14 protein-coding genes are annotated in these 17671 nt (G+C 41.3%); 12 read left to right on the forward strand and 2 right to left on the reverse strand.

Annotated features, from left to right (window positions below; all coding sequences use genetic code 11):
* Positions 1–103 precede the first annotated feature (103 nt).
* The 11 genes from mdh to dnaI all read left to right on the forward strand — a co-directional run bounded on the left by mdh (position 104) and on the right by dnaI (position 13064).
* Complete coding sequence (mdh, locus tag H7992_RS08835) at positions 104–1042, forward strand: malate dehydrogenase (protein WP_187047308.1); 939 nt, start codon at positions 104–106, stop codon at positions 1040–1042.
* A gap of 92 nt (positions 1043–1134) precedes the next feature.
* Positions 1135–1611, forward strand: coding sequence for a MaoC/PaaZ C-terminal domain-containing protein (locus H7992_RS08840; protein ID WP_067207661.1), 477 nt, complete (start codon positions 1135–1137; stop codon positions 1609–1611).
* Between the two features lie 17 nt (positions 1612–1628).
* Entirely contained in the window at positions 1629–2339 is a 711-nt protein-coding gene (locus H7992_RS08845) for a response regulator transcription factor (RefSeq protein ID WP_082786522.1), read from the forward strand.
* Positions 2339–3754: a two-component system histidine kinase PnpS gene (gene pnpS / locus H7992_RS08850; RefSeq protein ID WP_187047836.1), complete on the forward strand. Its 1416-nt coding sequence runs from the start codon at positions 2339–2341 to the stop codon at positions 3752–3754. Before H7992_RS08845 ends, pnpS begins: the two co-directional genes overlap by 1 nt.
* Before the next feature lie 838 nt (positions 3755–4592).
* The gene (gene polA, locus H7992_RS08855) at positions 4593–7217 is read left to right on the forward strand and encodes a DNA polymerase I (protein WP_187047309.1); all 2625 of its coding nucleotides are present in this window, start codon (positions 4593–4595) and stop codon (positions 7215–7217) included.
* Between the two features lie 9 nt (positions 7218–7226).
* Positions 7227–8099 carry a bifunctional DNA-formamidopyrimidine glycosylase/DNA-(apurinic or apyrimidinic site) lyase gene (gene mutM, locus H7992_RS08860; RefSeq protein WP_067207669.1) on the forward strand — a complete coding sequence of 291 codons (873 nt, stop codon included), beginning with the start codon at positions 7227–7229 and terminating at the stop codon, positions 8097–8099.
* 22 nt (positions 8100–8121) lie between these two features.
* On the forward strand, positions 8122–8718 hold the full coding sequence (coaE, locus tag H7992_RS08865; protein ID WP_187047310.1) for a dephospho-CoA kinase: 597 nt from the start codon (positions 8122–8124) through the stop codon (positions 8716–8718).
* Between the two features lie 123 nt (positions 8719–8841).
* On the forward strand, positions 8842–9864 hold the full coding sequence (locus H7992_RS08870) for a glyceraldehyde-3-phosphate dehydrogenase (protein WP_187047311.1): 1023 nt from the start codon (positions 8842–8844) through the stop codon (positions 9862–9864).
* 381 nt (positions 9865–10245) lie between these two features.
* A complete protein-coding gene (gene nrdR, locus H7992_RS08875; protein WP_067207676.1) occupies positions 10246–10707 on the forward strand; it encodes a transcriptional regulator NrdR in 462 nt (153 codons plus the stop codon).
* Positions 10708–10738: 31 nt separating this feature from the next.
* The gene (locus tag H7992_RS08880) at positions 10739–12118 is read left to right on the forward strand and encodes a replication initiation and membrane attachment family protein (protein ID WP_187047312.1); all 1380 of its coding nucleotides are present in this window, start codon (positions 10739–10741) and stop codon (positions 12116–12118) included.
* A 1-nt stretch (position 12119) separates the two neighbouring features.
* Positions 12120–13064, forward strand: a complete 945-nt coding sequence (gene dnaI / locus H7992_RS08885; RefSeq protein WP_187047313.1) for a primosomal protein DnaI — start codon at positions 12120–12122, stop codon at positions 13062–13064.
* A gap of 58 nt (positions 13065–13122) precedes the next feature.
* Here the strand turns inward: dnaI and H7992_RS08890 are convergent, their stop codons facing one another.
* Positions 13123–13311, reverse strand: coding sequence for a hypothetical protein (locus tag H7992_RS08890; protein ID WP_187047314.1), 189 nt, complete (start codon positions 13309–13311; stop codon positions 13123–13125).
* 422 nt (positions 13312–13733) lie between these two features.
* Positions 13734–14696, reverse strand: coding sequence for a polysaccharide deacetylase family protein (locus H7992_RS08895; RefSeq protein ID WP_067207693.1), 963 nt, complete (start codon positions 14694–14696; stop codon positions 13734–13736).
* 645 nt (positions 14697–15341) lie between these two features.
* Between H7992_RS08895 and thrS the strand changes: the two genes are divergently transcribed.
* Positions 15342–17276: a threonine--tRNA ligase gene (gene thrS, locus H7992_RS08900; RefSeq protein ID WP_067207695.1), complete on the forward strand. Its 1935-nt coding sequence runs from the start codon at positions 15342–15344 to the stop codon at positions 17274–17276.
* Positions 17277–17671 lie beyond the last annotated feature (395 nt).

Below are 17671 nucleotides of genomic sequence, written 5' to 3' on the forward strand. Positions count from 1 at the left end.
TTAGCGGTGGAGAAGACTTCGGTTTTCTTCACCGCTGAAGGTTTATAGTAGATTAAATGAGGGCTCAACCCCTCATACATATGAATAAAAGGAGAGACAACTCATGACAATGCAACGTAAAAAAGTCTCAGTTATCGGTTCTGGTTTCACGGGTGCGACTACAGCATTTCTTTTAGCTCAAAAAGAGCTTTGTGATGTAGTGATCGTTGATATTCCACAAATGGAAAATCCGACAAAAGGGAAAGCTCTTGATATGATGGAAGCTGGACCTATTCAAGGTTTTGACGCGAGTATTATTGGAACTTCAGATTACGCGGATACAAAAGACTCTGATATCGTCATTATCACAGCTGGTATTGCACGCAAACCAGGTATGAGCCGTGATGACCTTGTTCAGACGAACCAAAAAGTCATGAAAATCGTAACAGGTGAAATCGTAAAACATTCTCCGAATACAACCATCATTGTATTGACAAACCCTGTCGATGCTATGACGTACACAGTATACAAAGAATCAGGATTGCCGAAAGAACGCGTAATCGGACAATCTGGTGTACTTGACACTGCACGTTTCCGTACGTTTGTAGCGCAAGAATTGAACTTGTCTGTTAAAGACGTCACTGGTTTCGTTCTTGGCGGTCATGGCGATGATATGGTTCCACTTGTACGCTACTCATATGCGGGTGGTATTCCACTTGAAACGTTGATCTCTCCTGAGCGTCTTGAAGAAATCGTAGATCGCACACGCAAAGGTGGAGCAGAAATCGTAAACCTTCTTGGTAATGGTTCTGCTTACTATGCACCAGCAGCATCACTTGTTGAAATGGCTGAAGCGATTCTAAAAGATCAGAAACGTGTACTTCCTTCGATAGCATATCTTGAGGGTGAGTACGGTCTTGACGGTATTTACATCGGTGTTCCAACTGTGCTTGGCGCAGGCGGTATCGAAAAAATCATCGAACTTGAATTGACTGAAGATGAAAAGGCGGCATTGGCTAATTCTGCTGAATCAGTTAAAGCTGTTATGAAAGTTCTCGTCTAATATCTTTAATAAAAATCGAGTAGCATATGCTACTCGATTTTTATTCTGATTATTGATAAACTTGTATTATCACACTAAAAGGGGGAAATAAGTTGATACTAGGGAAGAAAAGACGTCTAGGTAGAAAGATAGAGGAAATCACTGTTGGAGAAAAGTTGAAATTGACAGAGAAAATTGAAGATAAAGATCTCCTACTCTATCTTGGTCTAACAAATGATAGTAACCCGCTCTATATACAGCATGATTACGCTTCACAGACGGCTTATGGATTGCCTATCGTACCAACTATTATGCTGACAGGGATTGTGACATCCGCCGTTTCAAAGTATTTACCTGGACCTGGTTCACATATCGTGAAACAGCAATTGTCATTCCCGAAAGCTGTGTATCACTATACAACTATCAATTTTTTGCTCGAAGTAATTCATGTTGATAAAGAAAAAAACTCAATAGACATTTCAATAGAAGCGTGTGACGAAAAGGAAGATATCGTTATTTCTGGAATAGTGACAGTCACTCCGCCAAAAGTGGAAGAGCGTCTTACATCACAAGCAATGGATAACTTTTGACGGGGGATTGATGCAAGTTGAGTTCAAGTATAAAGAAAATATTGATTGTCGATGACGAACAGCCGATTCGAACACTATTAGAATACAACTTAAAGCAGGCGCAATACGAAACAATCACCGCTGCTGACGGAGAAGAAGCTGTATTGAAAACAGAAATGGAAAAACCTGATTTAATTTTACTTGACTTAATGCTTCCGAAAATGGATGGGATTGATGTCTGCAAAACGTTAAGACAGCGGGGACTCGATATTCCGATTATCATGCTGACGGCAAAAGGGGACGAGCTCGACAAGGTGCTAGGTCTTGAAATTGGCGCGGATGATTATATGACGAAACCGTTTAGTCCTAGAGAGGTTGTTGCACGCGTTAAGGCTGTATTGAGACGTAGTGGGGAATGGACAGGCCGTGTCGAAGAAACAGGGATTTTGACCACTGGATCTTTAACTGTGCACGCTGAACAATATGAAGCTTATCTTGACAAAGTAGAACTTGAGTTCACACCAAAGGAATTTGAACTTCTTGTTTATTTCATGCAGAACAAGAATCGTGTTCTATCACGGGACCAACTTTTAAGTGCAGTCTGGAATTATGACTTTGCTGGCGATACACGCATCGTCGATGTTCACGTCAGTCATCTACGGGAGAAAATTGAAGAAAACACGAAGAAACCTGTTTTCATCAAGACGGTAAGGGGAATTGGCTATAAATTTGAGGAGCCGAAAATTTGATGAAAGATTTATATTCCCGATTAACTATTGCGTGTGCAATTCTTCTTTCGGTTCTTTTAACTGGCCTCGGTATTGTCCTGGGTCAGTTTTTCCCTTTATTCGCGCGTGATATCACACTTGATCTGCAACGACAATACTGGGTCTATTTAATCGTCACGCTGATAATTGCATTTATTCTCTCTCTCTTTATAGCGATGCGGATGATGATGCAATACGCTCGTCCGGTCGATGAAGTGACAAAAGTGGCCGTTCAAATTGCACAGGGCGATTACCATGCAAGGACTAAAACGGATGAACCAGAATATGATAATGAACTTGCGATTTCTATTAACAAAATAGCGAGTAATCTGCAAGAAATGTCGACACTTCGAATGATGGAAAAAGAACGCTTGAAAACACTTATAGAAAGTATGGGAAGCGGTCTTCTGATGTTTGGTCGTGAAGGATCAGTCAATCTTGTAAATGGGGTATTCGAAAAGACATTTGGATTTTCAAAAGAGGAGCCAATTGGTAAAACGTTCAAAACAATCGGTTTGCCTATTGAAATTGAAGATTTGATTGAAGATGTTTTTATGACAGAACAAGTACGTGAAAAACAGGTTAGGATTGATTCTGGAGGTTTTTATTCCTACATGGGCGTTTATGGTGCGCCTGTTATCGGCCATCATGGGAATTGGCTCGGAATTGTTGTTGTCATGCATGATATTACAAAGCTTGTCCGGCTAGAAGAAGTAAGAAAAGATTTCGTTGCAAATGTATCCCACGAACTTCGTACTCCTATTACTTCAATTAAAGGGTTCACTGAAACATTATTAGATGGTGCGATGAATGAACCTGTCATAATGAAAGAATTTCTTGAAATCATTCAGAAAGAAAGTAACCGCCTACATCTATTAATTGATGACTTGCTCGAATTATCAGCAATGGAAAGAGAAAACTTTTCACTTCAGTTTGGACATGTTGAGCTGTTAGAACTGATGAATGATGCATTGAAAATCGTTTCCGGTAGTTTGGAGCGTAAGAAGATGGCTATCAACTTGGATATTGCAGATGAAATTGCTATCGAAGGCGATGCAAGTCGATTAATTCAAGTAATGGTAAATCTCTTATCAAATGCGATTAACTATTCAAAAGAACAGACAAAAATCACTGTTTCAGTAAAAAGAATAGCGCAAAATGTAATTATTGAAGTACAAGATGAAGGAATCGGTATCGAACAAGTTGAACTGGCACGGCTGTTTGAACGCTTCTACCGTGTTGACCGTGCAAGGAGCCGTGACTCGGGTGGCACAGGGTTAGGACTAGCCATTGTCAAACATCTCGTGGAAGCCCATAGTGGTACAGTCGAAGTGGAGAGCACAATCGGTGTTGGTACATTGATTCGTATCTGTCTACCTTTACGACAAGGTAATTAAGCAATCCCACGTCTGTTGATTAACCAAAGTAACCAGGATCACACACTGGGCGCTACGTGTATAATTGCTTTTGGTTTGCTTGGATTGAATGATTTCTATACTTTTACCGAGATATCTGGATGTGTAGGGATGCGAATTTGTCGCATCCCTACACATTTTTTCGGTAATCGTATGGTGGTCCTTCATCCGCCCTGCTCCAAATGGATAAGTCCACGAAGTGCTCAAGCTTATTGGGACGAAAGAATAGAGGGGCATCTACCTAGATAAAAGCCGCCAAAGATGCAATTTTGGCGGCTGATGCTTACTCTATGGTTTTGCCTTTCTTTATTTAAAAGAAGTGTCACTTTCTAGTAGACATCACATAATTAGATGCATAAACTTTACTAAAAGTAAGCAAGGAACACATCGTACATCGTGAAAGGGTGCCCGAAATTGCATCTTCGGGCACTACAATCTCTATAGAAAGTCATCTATTCATTTCTTTCAAACTTAACCGCATTTTTCACTTGAACATTGTAGGTACGCGACAGGCAACTATTCTCAACAGGATTACCGAAAAAGTGTGGGTAGAAGTGACGGAGTCACTTCTACCCACACATATCTCTCGTTAAATGTGTCGTGATTAGTTCGCCGAAAGCGTAACGGAAATGATCCAGTGAAAATGAAGGTCATGAAGCCCTTCTCACCAGTATTTTATACGAATAAATGGTTAATCAACAGACATGTTCATAAGTAAAGAATTACAGAAGCAGACTAAACAACGCGTCATTTTCAATTCTATCCACCCCCGTGGTAAGATGAATGAAGATGACGTTTTTTTGAATGGAGTGGAATGTACATGACGACAAAGAAAATTGTGTTACTTGACGGAAACAGTCTTGCGTACCGGGCATTTTTTGCATTACCTTTATTAACAAATGATAACGGTATCCATACCAATGCGGTATATGGCTTCACGATGATGCTACAAAACATCCTTGAGGATGAAAAACCGACGCATATTCTCGTGGCATGGGATGCTGGAAAAACAACATTCAGGCATAAAACATACGGAGAATATAAAGGTGGGCGTCAGAAAACGCCACCTGAATTATCCGAGCAATTCCCTTATCTGCGAAAGTTGCTTGAAGCATACAATATCCCCCAGTACGAACTGGATCAGTATGAAGCGGATGATATCATCGGCACGCTTAGCAAAGCGGGAGATGCGGACGGTTCCGAAATCGTCGTCATTTCAGGGGATAAGGATTTAACGCAACTTGCCAGTAGCCATACAACGGTGTTCATCACTCGAAAAGGGATGACGGATATTGAGAAATACACGCCTGAACACGTCATGGAGAAATACGGCATTGAGCCCCATCAAATCATTGATATGAAAGGACTAATGGGCGATGCATCCGATAATATTCCCGGCGTTCCTGGAGTCGGGGAGAAAACTGCGCTCAAATTGTTAATCGAATACGGTTCGATTGAAAATGTCTATAAATCACTTGCTAAAATTACTGCTAAAAAGCTGAATCAGAACCTAACGGAAAATGAAGCGCAAGCGTTTATGAGCAAAGATCTTGCGACAATTGAAGTGAATGCACCGATCACGGTTAACATTAATGATTTAGCGTATGACGGCCCCGATATGGATCAAGTGACGACTATTTACCGGGAGTTGAAATTCAAAACGCTCCTCGAAAAAATTACTCCTCAAGCAGCTGAAGAACCAAAAGAAGCAATTGAAGTCACGATTGTTGCCGAACTCTTGGACAAGGATTTATCAGATGAGATGGCGATTCATGTTGAAATGATGGATGAAAACTATTTGACTGCAGAGATTTTAGGCATTAGTTTAGCGGATGAAAAAAACATTCTATTTATACCGCTTGAAGTTGCAAAAAAATCGACACCATTCAAAAACTGGTTGCAAAATACGGACAAGCTGAAATACTCGTCTGATTCAAAAGCAGCTAGTGCATCACTAGCGCGTCAAGGTCTAGATGCAGAAGGCTTCCAGTTTGACCTATTGCTGGCGACCTACATCGTCAACCCATCGACGACCTATACCGATGTAGCTTCCATTACAGGAGAGTTTGGTTACACAGAAGTCGAGCAGGATGAAGTGATTTATGGAAAAGGTGCTAAGAAAGCGATACCGACCGAAGAAATAATTGCAGACCACGCCGGTCGAAAAGCGCTGGCGATTTGGAAATTGCACGCAGAGATTGAAGAGAAATTACAAGATAATGATCAATATGATTTATACCATGAACTTGAGTTACCGCTTGCGGCGATTCTTGCGAAAATGGAAACGACTGGTGTTAAGACGGACCGAGAGACGCTTCTGACAATCGGAACTGAACTGTCTGCTAAACTGGCCACACTTGAGACAACTATTTATGAAATTGCAGGAGAAAAATTCAACATTAATTCACCTAAACAGCTTGGCGTCATCCTTTTTGAGAAAATCGGACTTACTCCGATTAAAAAGACGAAAACTGGTTATTCAACTGCGGCGGATGTGCTTGAGAAGCTTGAAAGCGAACATGAAATTATCAGCCATATATTGAACTATCGCCAACTCGGTAAATTGAATTCGACATATATCGAAGGACTATTGAAAGAAATTCACGAGGATGGCAAGATTCATACCCGTTTCCAGCAAGCACTCACGACAACAGGTCGACTTAGTTCCATCAATCCCAATTTACAGAACATTCCTGTACGGCTTGAAGAGGGAAGGAAAATTCGTGCAGCGTTCGTTCCATCTGAACCGGGCTGGTATCTATTTGCCGCGGATTATTCACAAATCGAACTGCGGGTACTCGCACATATGTCGCAAGATGAAAAACTGATTGAGGCTTTCCGTGCAGGTGCAGATATTCACACGAAGACAGCAATGGATGTTTTCGGTGTTGATGAAGATTCAGTGACGTCAGACATGCGACGAGCAGCAAAAGCAGTCAACTTTGGAATTGTCTACGGTATAAGTGATTACGGACTTTCGCAAAACTTGGATATTACGCGCAAAGACGCAGCACAATTCATCGATACTTATCTCAGCAGTTTCCCGGGAGTCAAACAGTATATGAGCGACATTGTTGCAGAGGCGAAAAGGAAAGGCTATGTGACGACGCTTATGAACCGGAGACGCTATTTACCAGAAATCACAAGTTCGAATTTCAACTTAAGAAGTTTTGCGGAACGGACTGCTATGAATACACCGATTCAAGGAAGTGCAGCCGATATTATTAAAAAAGCAATGATTGAAATGGCTAACAGGCTTGAAGTTGAAGGCATGCAGACACGTATGCTCCTGCAAGTACATGATGAATTGATCTTTGAAGCACCACAAGAAGAAATTGAGAAACTAAAAGAAATCGTACCTGAAGTGATGGAATCTGCTCTAGCGCTTGACGTGCCATTGAAAGTAGATTGGGCATTCGGATTATCTTGGTATGAGACGAAGTGAGGGGATAAAGTGCCTGAATTACCGGAAGTAGAAGGGGTTGTCCGTGCACTCGCACCAATTGCGATTGGAAGGACAATCCAGAACGTAACCGTTTCAGATACGGTTATCAAATCAAAACAACTAGGTAAAGAAGCTGTGATAAAAGGAATTACAACCGAAGATTTTATAGTAGATATGGCTGGTATGACGATTGGAAATGTCACACGGCGCAGTAAATACATTTACTTTCATTTAATGAAAGATGGTAACACCTGTCTTCTTGTCAGTCATCTTGGTATGACAGGGGCTTGGTTCACCGTTGACAGCGTTGATGACATTACGGAAATGAAGTTCCGTAACCATGTTCATGTTGTTTTTACGCTGGAAGGCGGGGGACTACTGGTGTATTCGGATATTCGTCGTTTTGGAGAACTACGGCTTCTTGGCTGTGAAGCAGATCATCCGCCACTATTGAAAATGGCTCCTGAACCGTTCGCTACTGGAGCGCGCAAGCATTTCCTTGAGTTTGCAGCTATGCCGAAATATGCCCGAAAACCAATCAAAGAAGTCATTATGGACGGGCATGTACTATCTGGATGTGGGAATATTTATGCGACGGAAGCAATCTATAAGATGAAGATTCATCCCGAAAGGACTACGGAGCGGATTAGTCTAAAAAGAAAAAATGAATTATTTGATGTGATTGTGGCTATTTTACAGGAAAGTATTGATGCGGGAGGTAGCTCCATTTCTGATTACCGGAATATTAATGGGGAAGCGGGCACAATGCAGGATCGTCTTAAAATGTATGGCAGGAAATTTTGCCCTGCTTGCGGCTCTGCCACGGAGAGTATGAAAATCGCAGGTAGGACATCCGTTTATTGTCCGACATGCCAGAAATGATTGTTGAAGGGCTGTGTGAGCTATGATTATCGGTTTAACGGGCAGTATTGCAAGTGGGAAAAGCACCGTATCCAAGATGTTGAAGAAAAAGGGCTTTCCAATTGTAGATGCGGATGAAATTGCACGTCTTGTTGTCGAACCCGGAAGTCCAGTTTTACAAGAGATCAGTCGCGTATTTGGTCAGGGGATTTTACGTTCGGACGGATCGCTTAATCGTGAAAAGCTAGGGGAGCAAATATTCGGCAATGTAGAAGAGCGCCAAAAGTTGAATGGTATCATCCATCCTGCAATACGACAAGAGATGTTAAGGCAAAAAGAGCAATTGATTTCAACAGGATCGAATACAGTTATCATGGACATCCCTTTGTTGTTTGAAAGCAAGTTGCAATCGTTCGTGGATAAAATTATTGTCGTGTCTGTCACAGCAGAAATACAAAAGGAACGTCTCATTGCGAGGAATGTGTTATCGGAAGAAGAAGCGGATGCACGAATCCGTTCACAACTATCAATCGAAGAGAAGGAACTGAGTGCAGACGCGGTTTTATTCAATAACGGTCCAGTGGAAGAGACAGAAAGCCAGTTGACTGAGGTACTTTCTAAATGGAATGCAGAGCCCTGAAGTGATTCTGAAAAATGAAACATTTCAATTGTCCATAGTAAATCTTGGTTTTAGCATAATATGTGTTATACTAATGACGAGTATTAGATAAAAAGTATAACATACATACAGGAGGATCTTTATATGACTACTTCTATTGCGATAAACGGGTTTGGACGAATTGGACGAATGGTATTCCGTCAAATGATTACAGAAGAAGATGTAACAATCGTTGCGATTAACGCAATGTATTCATCAGAAACACTCGCTCATCTTATAAAGTACGATACGAATCACGGTACATTTGATGGCGAAGTCATTGCAGAAGAAAATGCGATTGTCGTCAATGGGAAACGAGTGCAAATCGTCTCTGACCGTGACCCGCTTAACCTTCCTTGGAAAAAGCTTGGTGTCGATATTGTCATTGAAGCGACTGGTAAGTTCAATTCGCGTGACAAAGCGGCTCTTCACCTTGAAGCGGGGGCAAAAAAAGTCATTATATCGGCACCTGGTAAAAATGAAGATATCACAATTGTTTTAGGTGTAAACGATGATAAATTAGATATCGAAAAGCATGACATCATTTCGAATGCAAGTTGTACAACGAACTGTCTTGCTCCTGTAGCTAAGGTATTAAATGATACATTTGGGATTGACAACGGTTTAATGACAACGGTTCATGCGTATACAAACGACCAAAAGAACTTGGATAATCCTCATAAGGACCTTCGACGTGCACGTGCATGCGGACAATCTATCATTCCAACATCTACTGGGGCTGCGAAAGCGTTGGCACTTGTGCTTCCAGAATTGGAAGGGAAGATTCACGGAATGTCACTTCGTATACCTACCCCGAATGTTTCACTTGTCGACCTAGTTGTAGATTTGAAGCAAGACGTGACAGTAGAGATGGTAAACAATGCATTTAAGCAGGCTTCTGAAGGAGCGATGGCAGGTATTCTCCGTTTCTCAACAGAGCCGCTTGTATCTATTGATTACAATACAACAACTGACTCAGCAATCATTGACGGTCTTTCAACAATTGTTATGGCAGATCGCAAAGTGAAAGTACTTGCCTGGTACGATAATGAGTGGGGTTATTCTGCACGAGTCGTCGATTTGACAAAGAAAGTTGCAGTAGCTTTGAAAACAAAAGAACTTGCTTAATTGTGAATAGAGAGCGTCCCTAAAGTCAGTGAACGATGACTTTAGGGACGTTTTTTCTTGGAAGACAAGTATATGTTTTCGACGTGGAACGGTGCCCAGGCTCCAGGCGCCAACCCTTGGGTCATAAGTTGTTTGGGAAGGGATTGAACTACATCTCTCCTGTGTGGGGGTTGAAGTACGCCTCCTCGTACTTGTAAGCAGTCATAGCGACAGGACGTCGCGAACTTCAACTGCCTTCTTTTATCACTTATGCCTGTCGGGGTGGATGGCGTCTTGCGCTTTTCTCATTGTACAATGCTTCTTTCCACTCTATTTCGATTTTTTTTGTCGTTTTCTGTTATAATTAAGTTATTATCTAAGAAAAAGCGGAGGATACACATTATGAAATGTCCAGCTTGCCAGTTCAATGGCACCCGGGTAGTTGATTCTAGACCGGCCGAGGAGAATAGATCCATCCGGCGTCGCAGAGAATGCGAACAATGCGCATTCCGTTTTACGACATTTGAAAAAGTTGAGGAAATGCCTTTGATTGTCGTGAAGAAAGACGATTCGCGTGAAGAATTTAGTGGAGAAAAAGTGCTCAGAGGTCTTATTCGAGCATGTGAAAAACGCGCTGTTTCCCTTGAGGACCTAAAAAAGATCGTCTATTCTATTGAAAAAGAATTGAGAAGCGCAGGTGTTGTGGAGATTAATTCTGATGATGTTGGGGAAATGGTTATGGAACAGCTATCGGAAGTTGATGAAGTCGCTTATGTCAGATTTGCTTCAGTCTATCGCCAATATAAAGACATCACAGTTTTCATAAAAGAATTGCAAGACCTACAAAAACGAACGAAAAAGTAACGTATCCCATTCAGATAGGAAGTAGAGTTTGATGGCACCCCTTTATAAAGAACTACAGCCAGTTGACGCATACAAAATACGGTTATCGCAGCCCTTTTCAGATTATGACCGTCAACTCCTCACTTTATTTTACCAACCGCTGATTGGCCCAGGTGCGATGAGTTTGTTTATGACATTATGGGCGGACGCAGAGCGTGAAGATGACCGTGAATACAACCATTACCACCTTATGAACATTTTGACGATGCCACTGGGACCTGTCTTCGAAGCCCGTATATCTCTTGAAGCAATCGGCTTATTACGAACGTACAAGAAAAAAGATGGAGATGCGAGATTATTTGTTTACGATCTGCTTCCTCCACTTGATGCCAAAGCTTTTTTCCTAGATCCACTGTTGTCGACATTCTTGTTTAGTAAAATCGGAGAACAGGCATACCGAAATCTACGTAGCCGCTTTGCGCTAGACAGTGTTAATGAAGTTGGATTTGAAGATGTTTCTCGTACATTTTTAGATGTGTATACGCCCGTTCAGCAGGGCTATAGCATGGATATGGGCGAGGGCCAGCAGTTTATCGGACGGAATGAACCGGAAGGTGTTCCGTTTTTGCATTCAGACTTTGATTTCAATCTGCTAAGTTCGGGGTTATCTGAACAAATGGTTCCCAAAGCTTCATTATCTTCTGTTTCTAAGGAATTAATTGCGAAAATCGCATTCCTTTATTCGCTCACGCCGCTAGATATGCAAAAAGTCATCATGATGGCTCTCGATGAAGATCTCAAGTTGCCGGAAGACAGATTGCGAAAGTCAGCAGCGGAGTTTTATAAAATGAATGTTTCAAAAGAGGCGCCAGTCTTGCATAAAGTGTATGCGAAAGAATTACCTAAGCCTGAAACAGGACTATTAACGCGAGATGAAGAATTGGTGCATTACCTTGAAAATACGGCACCCCTTGAAATGTTGCGTGAGATTAACGGGAAAGAGCCACTTTCTGTAGACGTGAAGCTTGCTGAAAAGTTGGTCAATACACATGGGTTGTCCGTCGGTGTCGTCAATGTTCTGCTGCAATACGTTCATTTGCGCAATGACGGGAAAATAACGAATAGTTATGTCGAGAGGATTGCTTCCCATTGGATGAACAAAAAGGTTGATACAGTGAAAACTGCACTTGAAATGTCGAGGAATGAGCATGACCAGTATGTTAAATGGAAAAATGAAGGTCAGAGCACAGGATCGAAATCGACGCCTAGACGAAAATCCGCGCGGGAAGAGAAAGTACCGGAATGGTTTTATAAAAAAGAAGAAAAGAAAACAAAATCAGATAAACCTGTTAAGTCTTCTTCAGAGATTGATGAAGAACGCCGTAAATTACTTGAGGAATTAGGCGTAACGGGGGACGGGACGGTGAAGTGAAATGGAACATATTGGCGATACGTTGAAACGGGTCGTGAAATCACCGGCATTTGCCGCAAGATATGATGAATTGCGCAGAGAAGTGATGGAGAGTCCAGGGGTACAACAATTTTTGAAGGATCATTCCACTGAAGTTGATGGCGAAGTGGTCGAGCGGAGTCTTGGGAAACTATACGAATACGCCACCGCTTCCCATAGTTGTGGAAAATGTCCCGACCTCGCAGGATGTGTGAATATCATGAACGGCTTCGAACCGAAATTGGTATTATCCCGTGGGCTTATAGATGTGGAATATACAAAGTGTCCCAACAGATTAGTTGATGATGATCAACGTAATATTAAGAAGATGATAGACAGTATGTATATGCCCAAAGATGTCATGGAAGCGAAATTGCAAAGCATTGATATGTTTTTTGATGATAGTAGGGTGCCGGCGGTTCGAGCTGCAAAAGATTTCTTGAACGCTTTCGATGAAACCGGAAAACTTCCAGAGCGAGGTATGTACATTTATGGCCCGTTTGGAATCGGTAAATCATTCGTGCTTGGAGCATTGGCGAACGAATTAGCCAATCGTCGGATACGTACAGTTGCTGTATATGTCCCGGAATTCCTAAGGGAAATGAAACAATCTATTCAAGATCAGACCTTAAATGAGAAAATTGATTTTGTGAAAAACGCACAAGTACTTATGCTTGATGATATTGGTGCAGAAACAATGTCTGCTTGGACGCGTGATGAAGTGCTCGGCACTATTTTACAATACAGGATGGCAGAAAAATTGCCGACTTTTTTCACATCTAACCTTAGTTACGCTGAACTTGAAGATCATTTGACATACACACAGCGTGGTGAAAAAGAAGCTGTAAAAGCGGCAAGAATCATGGAGAGGGTGCAAATGATTAGCATTCCAATACGACTCGATGGTGAAAATAGACGCGATAAATAAAAGGGAAACCTAAAAATGACAGAAGCATTGAGCTTCTGTCATTTTAATAGTTTATTTATTATCTATTTTCAAAACGGTTTGTGCGTTGTTCTCTTTGCTTTTGATTCTCATTTTCTTGAGTATTCAACTTATCGATATCGAATGTAGAGCCGAATTCTTCACGCATATCATTTGGTTTTTGGTTTTTGTTACGGTCTTGATTTTGTTTTTGGTCACGGTTTGGATTTCTGTCTTTGTTATTTGGCAAGATTAATCACCTCCATAAACGTATCATGTGTTTAATGCAGCTTTTCATTCCATGGTAATTAATTCTACCTATATATGTTGACATAAAGAATGCTCTCAACAACGCTCGGCACTTGGGGGTGCCTTCGATGGAGATTATATAGAATCATTAGTTCGACATATATAGCAAGTGCGATTTCTGATTTTTAACTTCATATTTTGACAAGCCTTCGCGTTTCGTAATTGATAACAATAATGCTACAAACTCCCTATTCACTCCTGTACAGAATTTTATATTTTGTTCTTTCCGGCTCAAATTCTTCGGAAAAGTGGCCTGAATGATTATAAATTTACCATATCAATATCGGGCGGGTGAATGTCCTCGTTATTCACTTTATCTCCCTTATACCTCACTATTAAATACCATTGCTACTAGTGCTGGTTTTAGTCGTCAATCCGCTTTTCGCTCATTAAATCACTTACGGTACCTAGTCGAAGCCCTTTCCCTTTAATTTCAATTATCATAGTTTCCAGCCCTTCAAAAACGGCTTTTGTGGGGTGCATTAGAACCATCGCACCGCTACTTACCCCAGAGACAACACGCACAACCATTTCGGAGGTTGCTGGCTTTCTCCAGTCAACTGTATCGACCGTCCATAGAATGGTTTTCATGCCAAGCTCATTGGCGACCAAAATGGTTTCCTGATTAAAACTTCCACTTGGCGGTGCAAACCATATCGGTTTTATACCAAGAGTTTCCTCAATTACATCATTGGTTTTTTTTAATTCATTCACTGTTTCATTTCGAGAACGCTGTTTAAGGTCGGGGTGACTATAAGCATGGTTGCCGATTTCGTGACCTTCAAGGTTAATCATTGTAGCCAGATCGGGATTATTTTTAACCCAACTACCATCAAAAAAGAATGTTGCCTTTACCTGGTTGTCTGATAATGTTTTCAGGATACCCGGAATGTACTCATTGCCCCAAGCGACATTTATGAGTAGGGCTACCATTGGTTTTTCAGGATTCCCACGATAAATCGGTGAGGGTTCTAAATCGCTCAAATGGATTTCCGGAGAAGTTTCCTTGAAAATGATTTTATTTGTATCAATATCTGTGCTGGGTTTCATGTTCTTATAGCTGGCTTCAATATCTACTTCTAAGCCATTATATCCGGGTATTGCTTTCCAGACTCTGTCGATTTTAGCGTTAATAGGTTCAATTTTATGTTGGTCATTATAAGCTGAAATCATTTTAATAAGTTCATCATTATCAGCTTCTGAGAAAGTAGTGATGGAGCTTTCGGCGTCAGGCTTTGAAGAAATAGCTGTAAATGTCTTAATGAGAATGCTCGGCACTGAGACTAGCACAATAAAAATCATAATCATGTAAATGATCTTTTTCATTCTTTTTCCTCATATGCAATACATTTAACTAATTGAAGATGTTCAGGCCAATCTACGGCAGCTTTATCACTTTGTTCCATGGTAAATCCTCCATTCAATATCTTGATACTAGTAGGCTTCCCGTTCATCTAAGGACTATACTTTTGATTATCTGGCAACACTGCAATCTAAATAAATAGAAAAACAGCTGGAGGAACCTAGAGGATTAGGTTGTTTTATAATTATTAATGCAATGAATTATGGAGATACATGTAGAACGAACTTGCATTTATTACGTAATCGACGTATACTCAGTTTTAATTAATAATCTGAAATGCTTGGAAGAGGACAACAATCTTTTCGTCTACCTAAAGAGAACGGGGCCATTGGCTGGAAGCCCTGAAGGATAGAAGGATGATTTACCACCTTGGAGCAGCATCGGTGAACAGTGCAGTAACCGATGACGGAATCCGGTCCGTTACCCGACGTCAAGCTTCATCTTTTCGGTACGTTTGTCTAGCTTCAGCGGTCTAAACAGGCCACTTACGCTTTTCAAGTGTTCCGGATTGAAGGAAGAAGGGTGGAACCGCGAGCTAAAGCTTCGTCCCTTTCCAGGGATGGGGCTTTTTTTGTTTTCCAATAATAATAAATGAGGAGTGCTTAACAATGACAAATATGATTAATTTGAAATTTCCAGATGGTGCCGTGAAAGAATTTCCACAAGGCACAACTACAGAAGACGTAGCAGGATCAATTAGCCCGGGACTGCGAAAAAGTGCGCTGGCAGGTAAAGTTGGAGACAAGTTAGTAGACTTGAAATCAGCAATTAATGAGGACGGTGATATCGCGATTATCACACCTCAATCACCGGAAGCGCTTGAAATATTACGCCACAGTACAGCACATCTTCTTGCACAAGCTGTAAAACGTAAGTTTCCTAATGCAAAACTAGGTATTGGGCCAGTTATCCAAAGCGGATTTTATTATGATATTGATTCGCCTGAACCGATTACAGCAGAAGACTTACCAGAACTTGAAAAAGAGATGAGAAGAATTATTGCTGAAAACGTGGAAGTAATTCGTCATGATGTATCTCGTGAAGAGGCGAAAAAGCGTTTTGAAGAAATCGATGACGAATACAAACTAGAACTTCTAGAAGCGATTCCTGAGGGCGAGCAAGTGTCTATTTATGAACAAGGCGACTTCATCGACTTGTGCCGTGGTGTTCACGTTCCATCTACAGGGAAGTTAAAGGAATTCAAACTCCTTAGCATCGCAGGCGCTTACTGGCGCGGCGATTCGAATAACAAAATGCTACAACGAATTTACGGTACAGCGTTCTTTAAAAAAGATGAACTAAAAGAACATCTTCGTCTTTTGGAAGAAGCTAAAGAGCGAGATCACCGTAAAATAGGGAAAGAACTTAATCTTTTCATGAACTCTCAAAAAGTGGGTCAGGGCTTGCCGATGTGGTTGCCTAAGGGAGCAACGATTCGCCGAATCATCGAGAGATACATCGTTGATAAGGAACAGAGGCTTGGCTATGATCATGTCTATACACCAGTTCTCGGTAGCGTCGAATTATATAAAACTTCAGGCCACTGGGATCATTATCAGGACGGCATGTTCCCTGTAATGAGTATGGACAACGAAGACCTTGTTTTGCGTCCAATGAACTGCCCTCATCATATGATGATTTATAAAAATGGAATTCATTCATACAGAAACCTGCCGTTACGTATTGCGGAACTTGGTACAATGCACCGTTATGAAATGTCCGGAGCACTATCAGGCTTGCAGCGCGTTCGTGGAATGACGTTGAATGATGCGCATATCTTTGTTCGTCCGGATCAGATTAAAGATGAGTTCAAACGCGTTGTCCAACTTGTTATTGACGTTTATAAAGATTTCAATATCGAGGATTATTCATTCCGTGTTTCTTACCGCGATCCAGCGGATAAAGAGAAATATTTTGATGACGATGCAATGTGGAATCGTGCACAAACAATGCTGAAAGAAGCGATGGATGAACTTGGTCTTGACTATGTTGAAGCAGAAGGGGAAGCTGCATTCTACGGACCTAAACTTGACGTTCAAGTGAAAACAGCAATTGGTATGGAAGAAACATTGTCAACAGTGCAACTCGACTTCTTGCTTCCTGAACGTTTCGATCTAACATACGTTGGCGAAGATGGAAAACAACATCGTCCAGTCGTCATTCACCGCGGCGTTGTTTCAACTATGGAACGTTTTGTTGCATTCCTAATTGAAGAATACAAAGGTGCATTCCCAACTTGGTTGGCACCTGTCCAAGTTGAAGTAATTCCAGTTTCACCAGATGCACATTTTGATTATGCAGATGGCGTTCGTGAAAAATTGGTTGCTGCTGGATTCCGCGTTAATATTGATAGCCGTGATGAAAAAATTGGTTACAAGATACGAGAAGCACAGATGCAAAAAGTACCTTATATGCTCGTTCTTGGAGACAAAGAAGTCGAATCAGGCGAAGTGAACGTTCGTAAATACGGCGAACAGCAATCTGAAAGCTTGCCATTCGACGAATTCCTTGCTAGACTAAAAGAAGAAGTTACAAGTATTTAAATTTATACAGCAGTGGTCAAACACTAACTATATAAATTGTAACGCATGTTTTCAGCGATGAAAGCAATGCGGCAACCGTGAATTAGCCAAGCCGCAGATTAAAACATGTTGACAAGTTTACTATCACATGGTAAAGTAATTAAGGTTAGTAATGACTGAATACAGTTTGTGGTATAAGAAGAGGCTACCCGCTTCTCACCTGTTCGACGCCTAGACGTTGTTGACGGGTTAAAACATGAGTGAAGTGCCGTGCATTTGCACGTACACATACGCGGGTAGACAAATCCAATTTGTCTACCTTTTTTAATTGGATGGACCTGTGGGGCCGACCCGAACCGGACGGTATACCCAAACCATGTATTCGAGAAATATCCGGAGGTGGATTACTATTAGCA

The organism is Sporosarcina sp. resist, assembly GCF_014302295.1.
GTDB classification, from domain to species: Bacteria; Bacillota; Bacilli; order Bacillales_A; family Planococcaceae; genus Sporosarcina; species Sporosarcina psychrophila.